14 protein-coding genes are annotated in these 18,008 nt (G+C 65.7%); 8 read left to right on the forward strand and 6 right to left on the reverse strand.

Annotated elements, in window-relative coordinates:
- The first annotated feature begins 22 nt into the window (after positions 1 to 22).
- Both rfbA and ACLBWJ_RS14400 read left to right on the forward strand, forming a co-directional pair.
- Entirely contained in the window at positions 23 to 892 is an 870-nt protein-coding gene (gene rfbA / locus ACLBWJ_RS14395) for a glucose-1-phosphate thymidylyltransferase RfbA (protein ID WP_447660600.1), read from the forward strand.
- On the forward strand, positions 889 to 3,120 hold the full coding sequence (locus tag ACLBWJ_RS14400) for a glycosyltransferase family protein (RefSeq protein ID WP_447660601.1): 2,232 nt from the start codon (positions 889 to 891) through the stop codon (positions 3,118 to 3,120). Before rfbA ends, ACLBWJ_RS14400 begins: the two co-directional genes overlap by 4 nt.
- Here the strand turns inward: ACLBWJ_RS14400 and ACLBWJ_RS14405 are convergent.
- The gene (locus tag ACLBWJ_RS14405) at positions 3,117 to 5,051 is read right to left on the reverse strand and encodes a rhamnan synthesis F family protein (RefSeq protein WP_447660602.1); all 1,935 of its coding nucleotides are present in this window, start codon (positions 5,049 to 5,051) and stop codon (positions 3,117 to 3,119) included. The genes ACLBWJ_RS14400 and ACLBWJ_RS14405 overlap by 4 nt on opposite strands.
- Complete coding sequence (locus tag ACLBWJ_RS14410) at positions 5,048 to 6,949, reverse strand: rhamnan synthesis F family protein (RefSeq protein ID WP_447660603.1); 1,902 nt, start codon at positions 6,947 to 6,949, stop codon at positions 5,048 to 5,050. Before ACLBWJ_RS14410 ends, ACLBWJ_RS14405 begins: the two co-directional genes overlap by 4 nt.
- Before the next feature lie 117 nt (positions 6,950 to 7,066).
- Here ACLBWJ_RS14410 and rfbB point away from each other — a divergent pair, with 117 nt between their 5' ends.
- From rfbB to ACLBWJ_RS14425, 3 genes are read left to right on the forward strand one after another with little or no spacing between them, the layout of a single operon-like run.
- Positions 7,067 to 8,065 carry a dTDP-glucose 4,6-dehydratase gene (rfbB, locus tag ACLBWJ_RS14415; RefSeq protein WP_447660604.1) on the forward strand — a complete coding sequence of 333 codons (999 nt, stop codon included), beginning with the start codon at positions 7,067 to 7,069 and terminating at the stop codon, positions 8,063 to 8,065.
- A gap of 3 nt (positions 8,066 to 8,068) precedes the next feature.
- The gene (locus ACLBWJ_RS14420; protein WP_447660605.1) at positions 8,069 to 9,487 is read left to right on the forward strand and encodes a sugar nucleotide-binding protein; all 1,419 of its coding nucleotides are present in this window, start codon (positions 8,069 to 8,071) and stop codon (positions 9,485 to 9,487) included.
- Positions 9,488 to 9,542: 55 nt separating this feature from the next.
- Entirely contained in the window at positions 9,543 to 9,965 is a 423-nt protein-coding gene (locus ACLBWJ_RS14425; RefSeq protein ID WP_447660606.1) for a GtrA family protein, read from the forward strand.
- Between the two features lie 13 nt (positions 9,966 to 9,978).
- Here ACLBWJ_RS14425 and ACLBWJ_RS14430 read toward each other — a convergent pair whose 3' ends face one another.
- A complete protein-coding gene (locus ACLBWJ_RS14430) occupies positions 9,979 to 10,383 on the reverse strand; it encodes a DUF2304 domain-containing protein (RefSeq protein WP_447660607.1) in 405 nt (134 codons plus the stop codon).
- Positions 10,380 to 11,081, reverse strand: coding sequence for a glycosyltransferase family 2 protein (locus tag ACLBWJ_RS14435; RefSeq protein WP_447660608.1), 702 nt, complete (start codon positions 11,079 to 11,081; stop codon positions 10,380 to 10,382). Before ACLBWJ_RS14435 ends, ACLBWJ_RS14430 begins: the two co-directional genes overlap by 4 nt.
- Positions 11,082 to 11,228: 147 nt before the next feature.
- Here ACLBWJ_RS14435 and ACLBWJ_RS14440 point away from each other — a divergent pair, with 147 nt between their 5' ends.
- From ACLBWJ_RS14440 to ACLBWJ_RS14450, 3 genes are all read left to right on the forward strand, one after another.
- A complete protein-coding gene (locus tag ACLBWJ_RS14440) occupies positions 11,229 to 12,776 on the forward strand; it encodes a DUF2142 domain-containing protein (protein WP_447660609.1) in 1,548 nt (515 codons plus the stop codon).
- 155 nt (positions 12,777 to 12,931) lie between these two features.
- Positions 12,932 to 14,194 (forward strand): hypothetical protein, encoded by a 1,263-nt coding sequence (locus ACLBWJ_RS14445; RefSeq protein WP_447660610.1) that lies wholly within the window; start codon positions 12,932 to 12,934, stop codon positions 14,192 to 14,194.
- Between the two features lie 103 nt (positions 14,195 to 14,297).
- Positions 14,298 to 15,443: a glycosyltransferase gene (locus tag ACLBWJ_RS14450; RefSeq protein ID WP_447660611.1), complete on the forward strand. Its 1,146-nt coding sequence runs from the start codon at positions 14,298 to 14,300 to the stop codon at positions 15,441 to 15,443.
- A 45-nt stretch (positions 15,444 to 15,488) separates the two neighbouring features.
- Here ACLBWJ_RS14450 and ACLBWJ_RS14455 read toward each other — a convergent pair whose 3' ends face one another.
- Together ACLBWJ_RS14455 and ACLBWJ_RS14460 are read right to left on the reverse strand one after the other, a co-directional pair.
- The gene (locus ACLBWJ_RS14455) at positions 15,489 to 17,600 is read right to left on the reverse strand and encodes a hypothetical protein (protein ID WP_447660612.1); all 2,112 of its coding nucleotides are present in this window, start codon (positions 17,598 to 17,600) and stop codon (positions 15,489 to 15,491) included.
- Positions 17,597 to 18,001 carry a hypothetical protein gene (locus tag ACLBWJ_RS14460; protein ID WP_447660613.1) on the reverse strand — a complete coding sequence of 135 codons (405 nt, stop codon included), beginning with the start codon at positions 17,999 to 18,001 and terminating at the stop codon, positions 17,597 to 17,599. The genes ACLBWJ_RS14455 and ACLBWJ_RS14460 overlap by 4 nt, the downstream gene beginning before the upstream one ends.
- Between the last annotated feature and the right edge of the window lie 7 nt (positions 18,002 to 18,008).

Consider the following 18,008-nt stretch of genomic DNA (forward strand, 5'->3'; position numbering starts at 1 on the left):
GCGTCTGGCAGGATTGAGCATCATGAAGGGCATCATTCTCGCCGGCGGTTCGGGCACGCGTCTGCACCCGATCACGCTGGGCGTCTCGAAGCAGTTGATCCCGGTATACGACAAGCCGATGGTCTACTACCCCCTGTCGACGCTGATGCTCGCGGGTATCCGCGACATCCTGATCATCACGACCCCGCACGATGCGCCGTTCTTCGAACGGCTGCTGGGCGACGGGTCGCAGTTCGGGATCTCGCTCACGTTCGCGCAGCAGCCGTCCCCTGACGGACTGGCGCAGGCGTTCACCATCGGAGCGGACTTCATCGGCGACGACAAGGTCGCCCTCGTGCTGGGCGACAACCTCCTCTACGGTCCCGGCCTGGGCTCGCAGCTCAAGCGATACTCGGATGTCGACGGCGGAGCCGTGTTCGCGTACTGGGTAGGCGAGCCTTCCGCCTACGGCGTCGTCGAGTTCGACGGCGAGGGCCGCGCTGTGTCGCTGGAGGAGAAGCCCCGCGAGCCGAAGAGCAACTTCGCGGTTCCGGGCTTGTACTTCTACGACAACGACGTGATCGACATCGCCCGCGATCTCCAGCCCTCCCCTCGCGGCGAGTACGAGATCACCGACATCAACAGCGCCTACCTCGAACGGGGCAAGCTGCAGGTCGAGGTCCTCCCCCGCGGAACCGCCTGGCTCGACACCGGAACCTTCGACCAGATGACCGACGCTGCCGATTACGTGCGCACGATGGAGCGGCGGACGGGGCTGCGCATCGGCGTTCCCGAGGAGGTGGCCTGGCGTCAGGGGTTCCTCACCGACGACGAACTGCGCAACCGCGCGGCGAAGCTGGTGAAGTCCGGATACGGAACGTACCTGCTCGAGGTCCTCGAGCGCGGTCGGTGACCCCCCGCCCCGCGTCGCCTGGCACCATCGTCCGGACGACCATCCGGCGCGCGGCCGCGGTCGCCCGCGCGCGCGTGCGAGACGTCCGGGGCTCGTGGTGGGGTGGGCCCATCATCCGTCGCATCGACCGGGTCTGGTGGGCGCGGACCATCAACCGTGCCGACATCGTCGACCCGGTCGCCGTCTCCGCTCAGCGGCCCGGCCTCAGCCCGCGCGCCGCCGTGCGGCATTACGTCCGCCGGGGCTTCCGCGACGGTTTCGTCCTGAACCCGCTGTTCTCGGAACAGATGGTGTCGATGCAGCTCTCCGACGCGGGCCGGGTTCCGGCGCTCTACGCGTACCTGATCAACGACCGCCGCCGCATCCGCACCAGCCTGCTGTGGGATGCCCCCGGCTACGCTCTCGCCCACCCTGAGTCCTCGGACGACCCTGCCGGCCCGCTCGGTCACGCCTGGCGCAGCCTGCAGGCGGGATCGGCCCTCGACTTCGGCTTCCCCGGCGACACGACGACGACGCACGCGGACCAGATCTCGGCCCTCGTGAACCGAGCTCTCTCCCGGTCGGAACGAGCCTCGTGGCTCAGCGACCTCGCTGAACTGACGTCCGTCGACGTCGTTCTTCTGTGGCGCCTGTCCGACCTCGAACGCGACTTCAGCCTCACGATCGAGACGGCCGCAGAGGCGAGTGAACGACTCGGCGCCCGTCTTGTCCTCGCCGTGGACGGCGAACGGCCCGACGCCTGGTTGCCCGCCGCGGCGGGTTCCGCCGGCACGACGGGGACACTCGTCATCTCCGATGCGCCCCGAACTTCCGTCGTCGCAACCGCCGCTCGTCAGCTCACTCCCGGCTCGCGCCTGATCGTCCGCGGACCGGGTGACGAGATCACGACCGAAAGCGTCGTGGCCCTCTCCGAAGCGGATACCGGGATCACGTCACCGCTTGTCCTGGACGTGGACGGCGTCGTGATCAACGGCGGTCTGGTGCGTCGCGGCTCGCGTCTGCATCCGCTCCTGCAGGGCCACCCGGCCGAGGATGCGCGCGGGCTCGGACCGCGCGTGCGTGTCGATGGTGTCGCCTCGACGACGTTCGCGATGACCGTCGGCGACTCGGCAACGCCGGAGACGGCTCAGGTCCGCACGGACGCGTGGGTCATCTCCCCCGTGCGCCATCTGCCGGCTCATACGCGGGTCGAGGCGGCCCAGGGCATGACCGATGGCCTCGACCACCTCGTCGCCCGCATCGACCTTGCGACCGTCAACCCTGACGATGCACAACTCGGGCGGCGTGCGCCGGCGGCTCGATCCGCGGCGCCCCGGCTGCGATGGGCGCTGAAAACCGCCGCGCCGGCCGGGCTCGGTGCGGAGTGGTGGGGTGACACGCACTTCGCCCGCGGGCTCGCCGACGCGCTCCGCCGCCGGGGCCAGGACGTCGTCATCGACTCCATCGGAGCCCGCAATCGGCCGTCCCATCATCTCGACGACGTCGAAGTGGTCCTGCGCGGACCAGAGCGCATCGAGCCACATCGGTCGGCGATCTCGCTGCTGTGGATCATCAGCCACCCCGACCAGCTGACACGCGACGAGACCGCGGCGTTCGACCATGTCTTCGCCGCGTCCGAGAAGTGGATCCGCTCGACAGCGGGCGCCCTCGGGCCGATCGAGCCGCTGTTGCAGTGCACGGACGTGCACCGCTTCCACCCTACGGGCGCAGAGCGCACTGATCGGATCGTGTTCGTCGGGACGGCCCGCGGCATCCCTCGGCCTTCCGTCATCGAGCCGATCCGCGCCGGCCACGAGGTCGATGTCTACGGCCCTGACTGGACCGGCTGGATCCCGGCGTCGTCTGTCGTCGCGTCGGGCGTGCCGAACGCTGACCTGCCCGCGCTTTACGAGGGCGCGCGACTCGTCCTCAACGACCACTGGCCGGCCATGCAGGCATCCGGGTTCATCTCGAACCGGCTTTTCGACGTCGTCGCCGCTGGCGGACGTGCGATCAGCGACGACGTCGAGGGAATCGACGACCTGTTCGGCGGCATGGTGCGCACCTACCGCACTGTTCCCGAGCTCCTCGGCCTGCTCCGGCAGGAACCGGAGAGTCTCTTCCCGTCCGGGGAGAAAGCCGACCGGATCTCGACCCAGATACGCCAGCAGCACTCGTTCGACGCTCGAGCTTCGACGCTGCTCGAGACGGCCCTGCGCGCGCGCACAGCAGCGACACCCGGACGCTAGCGACGTCGCAGCGGCCGCAGCACCCGCCTGACCCGTCGTCGCCACACCACCGACCGGTCGTATGCCGCCAGGAGGCGATCCTCCTGCTGGGGCCGGTGCAGCCTGGCATACATCTTCAGGAAGTCGCGGAAGGTTCCCCACTCGAACTCGCCGGCGCGGCGCAAGAACTCGATCTGCTCCATCGTCGAAGCGGGCGGCAACGTCACCGAGATCTGGTCGAAGTTGTAGTCCAGCGCGGTGTAGCTGACGGCCATGTAGTCGGGACACGCCACCGTACGCGTGTGGTAACCGGCCTCGCCCGCGACGTACGCGGGGACACGCTCGAGGATGTGCGCCAGCCCGCCGTCGACGTATGCCTCAGCGCCACCGAACTGGTCGTAGTCCCACGGCTGCTCGACGAGGCGACGCAGCGCTTCAGGGCGGGCGAAGAACATCGACCCGTAAGGCGCGAGCGGCGTCCCCTCGTCAACGGGCACACGCACACCCATCTTCGCCATCAGTTCGAGGAATCCGGGCTTGTTCGCCCACCACCCGTGTCCGAGCGTCGGGTGCCCGATGTGCACGACCGGTGGGAAGGCCATGCCCAGACCCGCTTCGCGTTGGAAGAGCGCGACGAGATTGGCGGTGTAGCCGCTCGAGAACAGCAAGTTCTCGAACTGCTGGAGCTTGAAGTGACGTCCGACGTTGTCGGAGTCCTGGGGTGTCTTCTTCGAGTGCACCTTCACGACGAGGTCGTATCCCCCGTCGAGCAGCTCGTCGCGGCAGCCGATCAGGAACGCGGCCTGATCGCGGCCATTGTTCGAGGGGAGCACCCGCACCTCGACCGAGCCCCGCGCGGCACGCCGAGACAGATGATCGCGGATGCTGCGGGCGCGGTCCTCCTCCGGGGTCGTGATGACCAGGTCGTACGCACCCGGAAGGGTGTCGATTTGATCCATGATCTCGTCGGTCATCTCGGGGTAGTAGATGTGGGCGACTGCGAGTGTCCGCAGCGGGCGGGTAGCGTCGTAGGTCCCGTCGTCCTCCTCCGCGAGAACCTCGAGCATGGCGGCATCCGCGTTCAGTGTCTGGGGTTCGACGTTGCGCGCGAGATCCTGGTAGATCAGCTCCATCGGATAGCCCCGGCGCTCTGCGGCTTCGAGCGTCCACCGGCCGATCACCGAAAGGCGATCCATGAACGGCGGCCACTGGAAGAACGGGCGCCGTTTCAGCGTCGGACAGCCCGCCTCGATGAGCTGCTGCGCGTAGAGGACGGCGTTGTTCTCGATCTTGTCGGTCAGGCTCGGGAAGGCGACTTCGGCGACGAACCCGAAGTCTACGAAACGCTCGGTGAAGACTGCCTCGTGCTTCGCGACGGCATCTGAGTAGCTGTCGAGCGACGGCAGATCGCGCCAGTACCGGTTCCATTCCTCCGAGAGGAACATGTCGCGCCGAACCGCCATCCAATAGGACTGGAGGTGATAGGCGAGATAAGAGTCTCCGGTGAATGGGTTCGGCTCGACACGCGGGTGGTCGGTCATGCCCCAGAAATGCAGGGGCCGCTTCTCCATGCGTTCGAACAGCGGCCCGAAGTCGCCGATCGGTCCGAACCACGTGTCGTTCGCAAGGACGACCTCGTCCCACTCCTGGAGGCCATCAGCCAGATGTTCGAGACCCTCCTTGTAACCGGTGATGTCGAAGCCGCGGTTCTCGCGCACGAGAATTTCATCGGCGACCGGCTCGAGCACCTCGCGGCCGGCGTCGGTGAGAAGACCGTTGACGACGACGAGGATGTGGTCACAATGAGCGCGCAGCTGGCCCAATGCATATGGGATGTAGGCCTCGACGTCGCCCCGACGGTCGTAGACCACGTAAATCAGGGCGCGCTTGCCCCCTTCGGGGAACTCCGCAGCGGCGCGAGCCGGGAAGTTCACGAGCTCCGCAGTTTTCATTCCGAATCCTCCCCGCGTCGCAGGCCCCGCGACAGCACGCGCCGCGCGCGCGCAACCACGCCGTAGCCGCGCCGCGCGAAGTAGTAGATCGGCAGCAGACGCCGCGCCATGCCGAAGTGATTGAGCCGCAGGTACATGCGGAACAGGCCGACCGGCCTGCCGAACCCCATCGCGCCCGCTCCATGTAGGAACCGGATCTGATCGATCGGGTAGCCGCGAACCGACATCGACACCTGATCGGTCTTGAACTGGAGCGCAGTGTGGCTGATGCTCGCGTGCTCGGGCGTCAGCACAGTGCGTGCGTGGAACCCATCTTCAGCCGCGGCCAGCACGACGGTGCGCTCCTGGACGTGCGCGAGTTCGCGATCGCGCCGACCCCGACGGTAGTCGGCGTGCCGCCACCGCGGTTCGACCATTCTCCGGAGGGCATCGGGACGCGCGATCCACATGCCGCCGTAGGGTGCGAGCGGCGAGACCGCATCGACGGGCACGCGGATGCCGAGCTTGTCCAGCACCCGCGTGGTCGGTCCTTCGAGACCCGCCCAGCCGCGGCCCATCGTGCCGAACCCGATGTGGACCATCGGCGGGAAGACGAGCCCGAGTCCGGGTTCTCGAACGAACATCTGCAGGAGGTTGCGGGCGTACCCGCTGCTGCCCAGCAGATTATCGAGCTGATATCGACGCGAGTAGCGGCGCAGGTTCAGGGTCTTGCGAGGAGATGGCCGATTGTGGAGCTTCATCACGATGTCGTGGCCCCCGTTGAGCAGCACGTCGCGACAGCCGACGAAGAAGTCGCTCATGTCGCGCCCCGGGCCGGGCGGCACCACGCGCACTTCCAGCGAACCGAAACCGAGATCGTTCAGCTCTTCCAGGCGGGCCTGCACCTGCGCGGCAGTCATGCCGTCGCCCGTGGTGACCAGGAGGTCGTAGCCGGCGGGAACGTTCCGGATCGCCTGCAACACCTCGTCGAGCCCGACGAACTCGCTGACGTGGAGGATGACGATGATGGCGAGAGAGTCCACCGAGCTCGTGTCGGGGCGCGCCTGCAGCGGGAGGACGTCGAGCATGCCGGCGTTCGTATTGAGCGCTTTCGGGGGAACCGACCGCGCGAGGCTCTGCCGGATCAGCCCCGTGGGAAAACCATTCTCATCCAGACGCGCCAGCATCTCGCGCCCGATCACCGCGTGCTGGTCGAGATACGGAGGAAAGAGCCGGAACTGCGCCTTTCCCACGACGGGGCACCCGGCACTCAACAGTGCACGAGCGCTGAAGACGAGCGGGTCGCCACTGCGGAAGTCCGATGCGGGGAAAGCGAACTCCACCGTCAGCCCCGCCTCGCGCAGTGCACGAGGGAGCGCGTACTCGGCGTCGTGCGGACGTTCTGCGTGAGAGACCCAGAACTCTTCGAGGGCCATGCTGCTCAGGGCCTCCTCGCGCAGAACCGTCCACACCCAGGGCGCAGTCAGCAGCGGAAAGCCCTCGCCGGGGAAGGATTCGGGCTGGTGACCGTGAGCGTTTTCGACCAGCTGCCAGGCCGCGCAGGGAACCTCGGCCATGCGGTCGATCACCGCGGAGAAATCCGAAACCGGTCCGAACCACGAGTCACCGCTCAAGATCACCTCGTGCGCGGGCCCCGCCTCATCCCGGCGCTGCCGGATCGCGTCGCGGTAGTCGGTCGGCTGGAACACCGATTGCGCCGGTTCGGCGATCGAGTCGCAGACCGCGCGCAGGCGCTGACGCTCGACGACCTCGAGCGCGTCCGGGACGATGACGACGATGTCGTCCATCAAAGGACGGAGCGCCTCAAGGGCGTGGATGACGTGGTCGTCCACCACCGCGCGCGGGCCCTCGACGGCATACACCAATCGGCGTCGTACACGCTCTGCCGGTTCATCCATGTCGGCGGACGGCTCCCTTCACGCCGCGGTCTGCGGCCGATGAATTCTACCGAGCGAGCGTGAGAGCTTTAGGCGCGTTCCCTCAGCCGTCAGGTGCAGGCAGGTAGCCTGGGGAGCGTGTCCACCCTTCTTGTGACCGGCGGCGCCGGGTTCATCGGTTCGAATTTCGTTCACCACGTCATCGGCAACACCGACCACTCGGTGATCGTGCTCGACAAGCTCACCTACGCCGGCAATGCCGCATCGCTTGCGGGCCTGCCCGAGGACCGGGTGCGCCTGGTGCAGGGCGACATCGCCGACGCCGCGCTCGTGGACGAGCTGTTCGGCCAGGTCGACGCCGTCGTGCATTACGCGGCCGAGTCGCACAACGACAACTCCCTCCACGACCCCCGCCCGTTCCTCGACACGAACATCGTCGGCACCTACACCCTGCTCGAGGCCGCGCGGAAGCACGACAAGCGGTTCCACCACATCTCCACCGACGAGGTGTACGGCGACCTCGAGCTCGACGACCCGGCGCGGTTCACCGAGAACACCCCCTACAACCCGTCGTCGCCTTATTCGTCGACCAAGGCCGGTTCCGACCTGCTCGTGCGCGCCTGGGTCCGCTCATTCGGGGTGAAGGCGACGATCAGCAACTGCTCGAACAACTACGGGCCGTACCAGCACGTGGAGAAGTTCATTCCCCGCCAGATCACCAACGTGCTGCGCGGCATCCGTCCCAAGCTCTACGGCAAGGGAGAGAACGTCCGCGACTGGATCCACGCCGACGACCATTCCTCCGCCGTGCTGACAATCCTCGACAAGGGCGTCATCGGCGAGACGTACCTCATCGGTGCCGACGGCGAGAAAGACAACAAGACCGTCGTCGAACTCATCCTCGCTCTCACCGGTAAGCCGACCGACGCGTACGACCACGTCACCGACCGCCCCGGGCACGACCTGCGCTACGCGATCGACTCCACGAAGCTCCGCACCGAGCTCGGCTGGACGCCCCGCTACCAGGACTTCGAGGCCGGCTTGAAGGCCACCATCGATTGGTACCGCGACAACGAGGACTGGTGGGCGCCCGCGAAGGACGGCGTCGAAGCCTTCTACGCCTCGAAGGGGCAGTGACCCGTGGCCATCGAGTTCGGTAAAGCGCTCACCGTCACCGAGACCCCCATCCCGGGGCTCGTCGTCCTCGACCTCCCGGTGCACGGCGATTCACGCGGCTGGTTCAAGGAGAACTGGCAGCGCGAGAAGATGACCGCGTCGGGCATCGATCTGCCCGATTTCGGCCCGGTGCAGAACAACATCTCGTTCAACGACGCGGTCGGCACGACCCGCGGCATCCACGCCGAACCCTGGGACAAGTACGTCTCCGTCGCCACGGGCCGCATCTTCGGCGCCTGGGTCGACCTTCGCGAGGGGCCGACCTTCGGCGCCGTCTACACGACCGAACTCGATCCCTCGCGCGCGATCTTCGTCCCGCGCGGCGTCGGCAACTCGTATCAGACCCTCGAGGCCGACACCGCATACACCTACCTCGTGAACGACCACTGGTCGCCCGACGCGACCTACACGTTCCTGAACCTCGCCGACGAGACCGCCGCGATCGAGTGGCCGATCCCCCTCGACCAGGTCGAGATCAGCGAGAAGGACAAGAACCACCCGCGTCTTTCCGAGGTGGTCCCGATGCCGCCGAAGCGCATCCTGGTGACGGGGGCGAACGGGCAGCTCGGCCGCGCGCTCCGCGCCGAGTTCGGCGACCATCCGTGGATGGAGTATGCGGGCCGGGACGAGTTCGACCTGACCTCGCCGGATCTCGCCTCTGCGCGTCGCTGGCGCGACTACAGCACCATCATCAACGCGGCCGCGTACACCAAGGTCGACCTCGCCGAGACGCCCGAAGGGCGCGTCGACGCGTGGGCGGCCAACGTCACCGCGGTCGCCGCGCTCGCCCGCATCGCGACGGCGAACGGCATCACGCTCGTGCATGTCTCGAGCGACTACGTGTTCGACGGGACCAAGGACGGCGCGTACACCGAGAACGATCCCGTGTCGCCACTCGGCGTGTACGGGCAGACGAAGGCGGCCGGGGATGCCGTCGTGTCCGTCGTCCCCCGCCACTACATCGTCCGCACGAGCTGGGTGATCGGCGACGGCAACAACTTCGTGCGCACAATGGCGTCGCTTGCCGAACGAGGCATCGACCCGAAAGTCGTCGACGACCAGATCGGGCGCCTGACATTCACCGACGACATTGCGCGCGGTATCCGGCACCTTCTCGAGAGCACGGCCGTATACGGCACGTACAACCTCAGCTCGTCGGGCACCGCATCGACCTGGTTCGATGTAGCGCAGGACGTCTTCGCACAAACTGGTCACGATGCTGGCCGCGTTAGCGGGGTCAGCACGGAGAGTTACTTCGCGGGGGCAGCGCATCCCGTATCAGCGAGGCCGTGTAACAGCGAACTGGATTTGTCTGCACTGGAGGCGAGCGGGTTCTCACCAACTGCAGGCGCCGACGCCCTCCGCGCGTACCTGACATCGTGACGCTGCGCTGCGCAACCGCAGGTCGGGCGCCTCGCACTCTCGCGAGGAACCGATCGTGCGGCTGAGCGCACTCGTCCCCGCACCCGTGAAGCGGATGTGGAAAAACAGCGCAGTCAGGTACCTCGTCGTGGGTGGCGTTGCCTTCATCTTCGACTTCGGACTGCTGTTCGTCCTGCATGACCTGGTCCACATCGACCTGGTGATCGCTACGCCCATCGCCTTCTTCACGAGCTTCGCGCTGACATTCGTGATGCAACGGGCAATCACGTTCCAGACCGGCGCGGGATGGGGATCGAGTGCTGCCAAATACACAGCACTCGTGATCTTCAACGCCTTCGCCACCACCGCGATCGTCACGGGCATCGATGCTCTCGGGTGGCCGTGGGCCCTAGGAAAGGCGATTGCCGTCGCGTCGACGACGGTATGGAACTACTTCGGTTACCGCTACTGGATCTTTCCGCCGGAGCGCAGCCGGTAGCGTCGACGCACCGTCACTCGGCGCGCCCGTCCCGCGGCGGATCAACGTGAATGCGGGACCTCTCGCCCCGGGAATCGAACCGTGCCCTCAACTCGTCGAGGTCAGTTCGAAGGATCGCAGACTCCTCTGCGAGGCGACGGATCTCGTCTTCGGCCCGAGACAGCTCCCACGAGAGGTGGAGGGCGACTCCGACGAGCAGCACGATGGAGAGGGCGAAGATGAGGTTAGCCGGCACCTCGACACCCAGCACCTCGGTCAGCTGCAAGAGCAACCCAGGGAACACCGAGATGACGAGGAGAGCGAGCCCGATGATTAGCCAGAGGGTTGCATACTTCTCGCGCAGCTGGCGTTTCAAAAGCAGTCCGATGATGATCGCGAGGACAACGATCGCGAATGCTATTCCTGCGGCGATGATCATGACGCTGCTGCTTCCACGGGTTTAGCGGGCCCACGCATCAACGCGAGGCTGAGAGCGAAGACCGATCGCGTCAGGTACACCGTGGCTCCGAACGGATTCTGGCTGGGCCGTCCGAAGGCCCGCGGCCGCATCGCAACCGGCACCTGCGTGACCGTCAAACCTGCGTGCAGCGCATTCACCAGCGAGTCGACTGTGTCGCCGAGGTACTCCGCCGGGTAGTAGCGGACGTATTGATCGATCGCGACCGCATTGGCGGCACGGAAACCACTCGTCACGTCCGTGAGAGTCGTCTTTGCCACCCGGGACAGGACTCCGGCGAGCAGCTTCATTGCCCACCGCCGCGGTCCCTTCGCAGAGTAGTCTCCGACGTCAGCGAATCTCGCCCCGATCGAGATGTCGGCCTCGTTGAGGCCGGCGAGCACGGCGGCGATGTCGCGGGGGTTGTGCTGGCCGTCGGCATCCACCTGGATCGCTCTCTGGAAGCCATGTCGCTGCGCGTAGGTGAACCCCGCGCGCATCGCTCCTCCTACGCCCATGTTGAACGGGAGCGTGAGTACCCGCGCACCTGCGCCCGCTGCTACGGCGCCCGTCCCGTCCGTTGACCCATCGTCGACCACCAGAACGTCAAACTGCTCAGGTTGCTCTCGTATCTCTGCCACCGTCGCGGCGATGTTCGCGCACTCGTTCCATGCGGGCACGATGACGAGAGTCTCGGGTTGTGGGGCAGAGGGCACGCTCGATCCTAACAAGCGCCGCGACTCAGCTTGGAAGGGTTCACCTGTAGTCTGTGGTCCGCCCTGGCGCGTTTCCGAGGCCAGTTGCAGAGAGTGATCGAACAGCAGCCCATGAGCATACGTTCCACCTTCGTCGACCTCGTACATCGCCACCGAACGGCCGAGGTTGTTCTTCTCGCACTCGCCGTGCTGATGGTCCTCGGGACGGGGGCGGTGTTCCTGCCGATCGCCTCGGGAGCCGACGAGGCCGCTCACTACATCTACGCGTCGGCAGCGGTTCGCGGCCAAGCAGGCCTCCTTGAGCCGATGGTGCCAGAGCGCATCGCCAACACTCACAGGTTCGCCGCGTGCATTGCTTTCCACCCGGAAATCACCGCGTCCTGCCAGGGGCCCCTGCGTCTCGACTCAAACTCCGACATTCGTTCGCAGACCAATGCCGGTCTTTACAACCCGGTGTTCTACCTCTGGGTGGGCTTGGGATCCCTCATCATTCCGACGGAATACGGCATGTACCTCTCGCGAATGCTTGCAGCTACCGTGACGTCCACGTTCCTCGCCTGGGGGTTGTCGCTGCTGCGGCGCGGCGCAACGACCGGGTGGCCGCTCGTCGGCGCAGCGCTCGTGCTGACTCCGATGACCTTGTACGTGGGGATGGTCGTGAATCCGAGCGCTTGGGAGATCGCCACGATCTTCTGCGTCGCCGTGGCGGCTTATCAGCTATTCGCTACACGTAGCCAAGCCCGAAGGTGGACGGAGCAGCATACACTGCTACTCCTGTCAGGGTCGCTTCTTATAGTCACGCGTGGTCTATCACCCCTTTTCCTCCTTCTTGCGGCTACGGCTGTCGTGACGGCGGTGGGGTGGGAGGAGGCGTTCCGGCACCTTCGCGATCGCAGCACACAGATTGTGCTGATCGCCCTGATCGCCACCGCGGTATGGAGCGTTGTTTGGGTAGCCGGACATGGCACCTACTACGTGGGAGTCGAGCGTCCCGATACACTTGCCGAGGGAATCGAGGGCATCTCAGTCTTTTATGCGTCCTACTACGAGCAGTTGAATCAGATGTACGGCGACCTCGGGTGGTTGGACCTACCGAGCCCTCACATTCTTTCCCTGGTGTGGCTGATGTTCATCGGGGCGTACGTGGTCGTCGCGTTCGCAGTGGCGCGGCGGCGCGGGAAGGTTGCCCTCCTCATCGCCTTCGCCTCAGCGACAGTCGTCCCCGGTGTACTGGCAGGACTGCAGTGGTCGGGAATCGGCTGGCAGGGACGGTACTCACTGCCGCTTGTCGCCACCCTGCTGATCGTTACGGGTGTTGTCGCGGACCGCGGGCTACGCGGACGAGGTGACCAGATCGGCCCTCGGCTAGTTCACACCCTGCGTCTACTCGCCGTGGGCGTGTTCGCCGTCGGCACCGTCGTGATGACCGTTCAGACCGCCCATCGGTACAGTGTCGGCGCCTCCGAACCGTGGCTCGCAACACCATCCTGGCTCCCACCGATTCCCGGGTGGATGCTCATCGTCGTTCTGGGCGTCGGTCTCGTCGCGATTACGACATTTCTCCTCAGCGCCTCCCCGGGAGCTGTGCCCGCTGACCAAGTCGAGGAGGCTTCGGCCGCGCCCCGCGGATCGAACCGGACTGGGGCAGACCGACCGTGAGCTCACCACTGTCCGAGCCCGCAGACGAAGAGAGCGCCGGTATCGGGACCGCTGGCGAACCCGCGCAAAATTCCCGCCAGAGCACGAGGAGCGGCAGGAACACCCGACACCTTCGAGCGCATCGTTTGCATGCGCGACCATATCGATGGACAGGGTTGCTTTCTCCCCTCGTCATTGTCGTCGTAGGGTTTCTTCTCGCCTGGTTCCGGCTGACCGGCACAGAACGCGGCGCACTGTGGGCCGAGGACGCGGCGATCTTTTCCGCCCGCGCCCTCGACCCCTCTCTGCTCACCGCGGGAATTTTCACCCCGTACGCCGGATACACCCACGCGCTGCCGCAGATCATCGCCAGTGCGATCTGGACAGTCATACCGGCCGAGCATGTCGCTATAGCGACCTCGGCCGCATCGTGCCTTGTGGCGGCGTCAGTCGGTGCTCTCGTTTTCCGACTCACCGACCATTGGCGCATCCATCCTGCGTCACGAGTCGCGTTGGCCAGCATCAGCGTGCTCTCGCCCGGGCTGGCTTACGAGGCGCTCGGCAATCTCGCCAACCTACATTGGCTGCTCCTTTTCTTGAGCCCCTTCCTCTTTTTGGCAGCACCGCGGAGCTGGTGGGGAAGCGCCGCACTCGCCGTCGTGGCACTCTTTGTCGTGGCGACGGAGATTCAGGCCGCTGTGTTCGCACCGCTGCTGCTGTGGCGCTTGCGAGCTCCCAAGAGGTGGCCCTTGTATGCGGGCGCCGCGATCGGCGCTCTCATCCAGGCATGGGCGTTTCTCAATTTCGACAAAACACGAGGCGACGGAGGTCGCCCCTCGCCCGCCGCGCTGGTTGACGGCTACTTTTTACAAGCGCCACTCTCTGCCTTCACTGGGAGCGGCAAGGGTTCTTCCGCGCTCGTCGCCTATTCCGGCTGGGACGTCGCATACGTCGCGCTGGTGCCCTTTCTGGCGGCCGCTGTCGTGTACGGATGGCGACGACGCTCTCGCGCATTGCTCGTGACGGCACTCCTCGGCGCCTCGGTGGTCATCTGGGGCGCGGGGTTCTGGTTGAACTTCTACGAACAGTTCGACTTCGCGAAGATGGGGTCCGAGACGCTGGCTGGCGGCGTGCCGCTCTTGCGCTACTCCATCGTCCCGATCATGTTGCTGTGGGCGGTCGTCGCGCTCGCGGTGGGAGGGCGCGCGGATGGTCGTCTCGGCGGAGCGGGTATCGCGACCCTCGTGATAATGGCTTCAGTTTTCGCCGCTAGCTACCATGTCGATGACGGCGCCGCCAGAGGCAACGGGCCGACGTGGGGTCCTGAGGTCGAGAATGCGGCCCGGATATGCAGCAGCGACGCCGGCATTGTGACCGTGACCGTCCCCGCCGCGCCGGATGGTTGGTTCGTCGACCTTCCGTGTGACGACCTCCGCTGATGTCAAACCTGAGCCTCAGCATGCACACGGCGCACATCGAATATCATCAATCGAGCACCATCGGCCCGCATGCATCCGCGGGACGGGGCGTCGAGAGGACCAGATGACCACGCCAGCCACTATCGTCGTGCCGACCTACAATGAGTCGGCAAACGTCGCCGACCTGGTCCGCCGCATCGAAGCCGCGTCAGACGGACAGATCGCCGAGATCATCTTCGTCGACGACTCGACCGATGACACCCCGGCGGTCATCCGTGATGTGGCGCGCCACGCGGCCATTGCGGTGCGCGTTATCCACCGCGAGCACGCCGACGGCGGCCTGGGAGGCGCCGTGCTCGTCGGGCTCCATTCCGCAACCACGGACGTCTGCGTGGTGATGGACGGCGACCTGCAGCACCCACCCGAGGACGTTCCTCGACTCATCCGGGAGTTCGAGCTGAACGGCTCTGACATCGTCGTGGCCTCACGCTACAGCGGCGACGGCACTGCGCATGGGCTCGCCGGAATCGTGCGAACGGGCGTGTCGAGGCTGTCGACGCTCGTTACCAAATCCATGTTCCCCGTCCGCCTGAGGTATTGCTCCGACCCAATGACGGGCTTCTTCTTGGTGAACCGCAGCGCGGTCGACCTGGGCGGCCTCCAGCCTCGCGGGTTTAAAATTTTGCTCGAGATACTGGCACGTGAGACCCTCAAGGTGAGCGAAATCCCGTTCGACTTCGCAGAACGCAATGCTGGCGATTCTAAAGCGTCCTTCATGCAGGGACTGCATTTCATTGCCCAACTCGCGGCCTTGAGGTTCGGGAAGATGTCCCTCTTCGCCCTCATCGGCGCTTTCGGGGCGGCCCTGAACATCGGGATCGTGTGGGGTCTCACTCAGCTCGGCGTCAACTACATTGTCGCTGCCATCATCGCTGCCGAAGTCACGATCGTGGGTAATTTCATACTGCAGGAACGATTCGTCTTCGGTGAAATGCGCGCAAACGCATCAAACCTCGGTTCTCGCTTCGCCAAGTCGTTCGCCTTCAACAACGCAGAAGCCGCCGTCCGTATCCCCGTTATGGCCGTGCTCGTTGAAACATGGCACATCTCTAGCGTGGTGGCTACCGCATTCACCCTCGCTGTCGCGTTCTTTGCTCGCTTCCTCTTCCACTCCCTCGTCGTGTACGCGCCGCGCACGGGCGTCTCGTCGACAAGCGCGAAGCCGCACGTCGCTCTCGAGAGGCAGATGACCGGACCGACGGAGCTTTGACGATACGGCCGCTGTCCATGGTCGGCCCCGTAGCCGCGTCCTCAACTACGGAATAGCTCGACAGCCGAGCAAGGTATTCGACCGCCCCGTGTCGTCGACGGCATAAACGCAGACGCTTCGGCTACCCGTGCGCAACGGCATCGACACGTCGTAGCCTCGACGCACTCCGTACGCAGGGTACGAAGCAGCCACATCCGGACGGTCGCGATTCGTCTCAGATATTGCGCCAACACCGTCGAGATAGGCGTGAATAGCCGTCGGGCCTGCAGTATCGGGGTCGATTGCCCACCCCGCGACTCGAAGCGACCTGCCGTCGGGCGAGACGGATACCACGTCGAGACTGCCGATCGGACTACGGCCGAGCGCTTGTGGCGCAAGAGCGCTCTCCACGGTCTTGCATCCGAGGAGACGGTTGGGTCCCGCAGTATTGATCGCGTACGCGCACACGTCGAGCCTGTTTGCTGTCAGCGGCGCAGACGCACTGAAGCCGTGGCCGGCGCCATAGAGCGGGAACGCAGCTCCGATATCGGACCGACGTCGATCCGCTTGGGTCGCAACTCCGTTCGCGCCGAAGTAGATGTGCACAGGAATGGCCGTCGCCGTGTCGGGATCGATGGCCCATCCGGCTGCCGTGACCGTCTGGCCCGACACCGAGACAACGTCGAGAGCACCGATCGGCTCGCGGCCTTGATCGGGGCCACCCGGCACTCTGACCGTCGAGCACGTCACCGTCCGGTTGTCGCCGACTCCGACGTTGATGGCATAGATGCACACGGAATGGTCACCGGGGGTCAGCGCGATCGTCTCCGAGAATCCGTGTCGTGTTCCGTAGGCCGGATAATGTGGCGCGAGGTCAGCGCGGTTCCGGTTTGCGCTCGAGATACGCCCCACACCATCCACGTAGACGTGAAGACTCACGGGCTCTGTGGTGTCCGGATCGATAGCCCATCCTGCGATGGTCATCGAGCTGACGGTGAGCTGGGTCGAGTCGATCGTCACGATAGGAGACCCGGCCATAGCGGTCATGCTTCGACACCCCAGCAGCGTATTTGCCCCAGGACCGACATTGATTGCCCAGGCGCATACCTGCAGCTCCCCCTCGGCCGACGCGGGGAAGGTGCGGTCGAAGCCGCGGGCAGCGCCCAGGCCGGGAAAAGCAGCACCGACGTCGGGGCGCGAACGATCCGCTCGCACGGCGTAACCGGCCCCGCCGATGTAAACGTGCACATCGATCGAGTCCGCAGTGTCAGGATCCGCCGCCCAGCCGGCAACACGGAACTGACCCGGCGAGACCTCAACCACGTCCAGGCTTCCTACCGGACGGTGAGCGAGATCAGATTCAGTCGACCCGAACCAGTCGGTGTAGAGCCGCCAGAAGTTGCGGTTTCCGTACGAGGAGCAGGTGTCGCCCTCGCCGTACATGTTGTTGAGCGCGGCCTGATTGGGCACGTAGGGCGTGTAGATGTAGAGACCGGCCGTCGCCTGGTTCTCGATGTAGACGCGCTGGGTACCGCAGTTGTTGTACGGGTGGTACAGGATGTTGTTCCAGCGGCCGGCCTGGTAGCCGAAGTCCCGCGGGAAAGCCTTGTAGATCTTGTACTGCCGGGCCGCGTAGTACACCTGGTAGAAGAAGCCCAGCGTCGCGGAATCGCACGGAGCCGTGTCGGGGCAGCCCTGCCCGGTAGCCGCCGCGTAATCTCTGGCGGAGGGCGCGGTCGACGTCACAAGCGACTGCTCCTTCTGCAGGAGCACCAGGATGACCTTCTGGCTGATGCCGCACGAGCGGGCGACGCGATCGATGATCGTCGATGCGCTCTCGTTACCACGCCCCTCGTACCCGTTGCAGTAGCGATCGGCCGGACGGGTGTCGGTGTTCTGGCGGTAGTCCTTGAGACACGTGTAACCCGACGAACAGGACCGCACCTGGCGCTCCATGAACGCCTGGATCTCAGGCGAACCCATCGCGTTCGAGTCGTAGAACGCGGCGTCGCTGATGATGTTGCCCGGGTTGAAGTCCGCGCCGGATGCGGCCGCGGCTGCCGGTGCCGGAGCGATCGACGACGACAGTGCCACCGGTGCTGCGACGAGCAGGGCGACGGCGCACACCCATGCCGCGAGAACCGCGACGGACGAGCGGATGCTGCGGCGCGCGCTCACTGGCTCGACTCGACGCTCGAGTCGGCGGAACGCGCCCGCGTCGACGAGGACTCGTACTGAACATCGAACCGCGTCGCCGCGGAGTCGGACGCGACGTCGGCCGACATGAGGCCGCAGTACGTGACGCCGTTACCGGCTGTGCTGGTGATCGAAGCCACATCGACGCCGTCGACGCGGAGCGTGCAGGTTCCGTCATCCTCGCTGACGCCTGGGACCATCGCCGTCACCTCGAGGGCCGCGCCCCGCTGCTCGGCGGTGATGATGAGGACCTCACCGTTGTAGGGGGTGTCCACCTCGACCGTTTCGGTCGGCCTGGGCACGTCGGGGGTCGCGGCGTCATCCGGAGTCGGGGTCGGCTCGGGCGTCGGGCTCTCGAGCGTTGCAGTCGGCGTCGGTGTCATTGCGCCA

Source organism: Microbacterium sp. M4A5_1d (genome assembly GCF_053345465.1).

Coding starts and splice junctions, on each gene's coding strand:
- rfbA (WP_447660600.1), top strand. CDS start 23: ATGAAGGGCATCATTCTCGCCGGCGGTTCGGGCACGCGTCTGCACCCG.
- ACLBWJ_RS14405 (WP_447660602.1), bottom strand. CDS start 5,051: ATGAAAACTGCGGAGCTCGTGAACTTCCCGGCTCGCGCCGCTGCGGAG.
- ACLBWJ_RS14410 (WP_447660603.1), bottom strand. CDS start 6,949: ATGGATGAACCGGCAGAGCGTGTACGACGCCGATTGGTGTATGCCGTC.
- ACLBWJ_RS14430 (WP_447660607.1), bottom strand. CDS start 10,383: ATGATCATCGCCGCAGGAATAGCATTCGCGATCGTTGTCCTCGCGATC.
- ACLBWJ_RS14440 (WP_447660609.1), top strand. CDS start 11,229: ATGAGCATACGTTCCACCTTCGTCGACCTCGTACATCGCCACCGAACG.
- ACLBWJ_RS14450 (WP_447660611.1), top strand. CDS start 14,298: ATGACCACGCCAGCCACTATCGTCGTGCCGACCTACAATGAGTCGGCA.
- ACLBWJ_RS14460 (WP_447660613.1), bottom strand. CDS start 18,001: ATGACACCGACGCCGACTGCAACGCTCGAGAGCCCGACGCCCGAGCCG.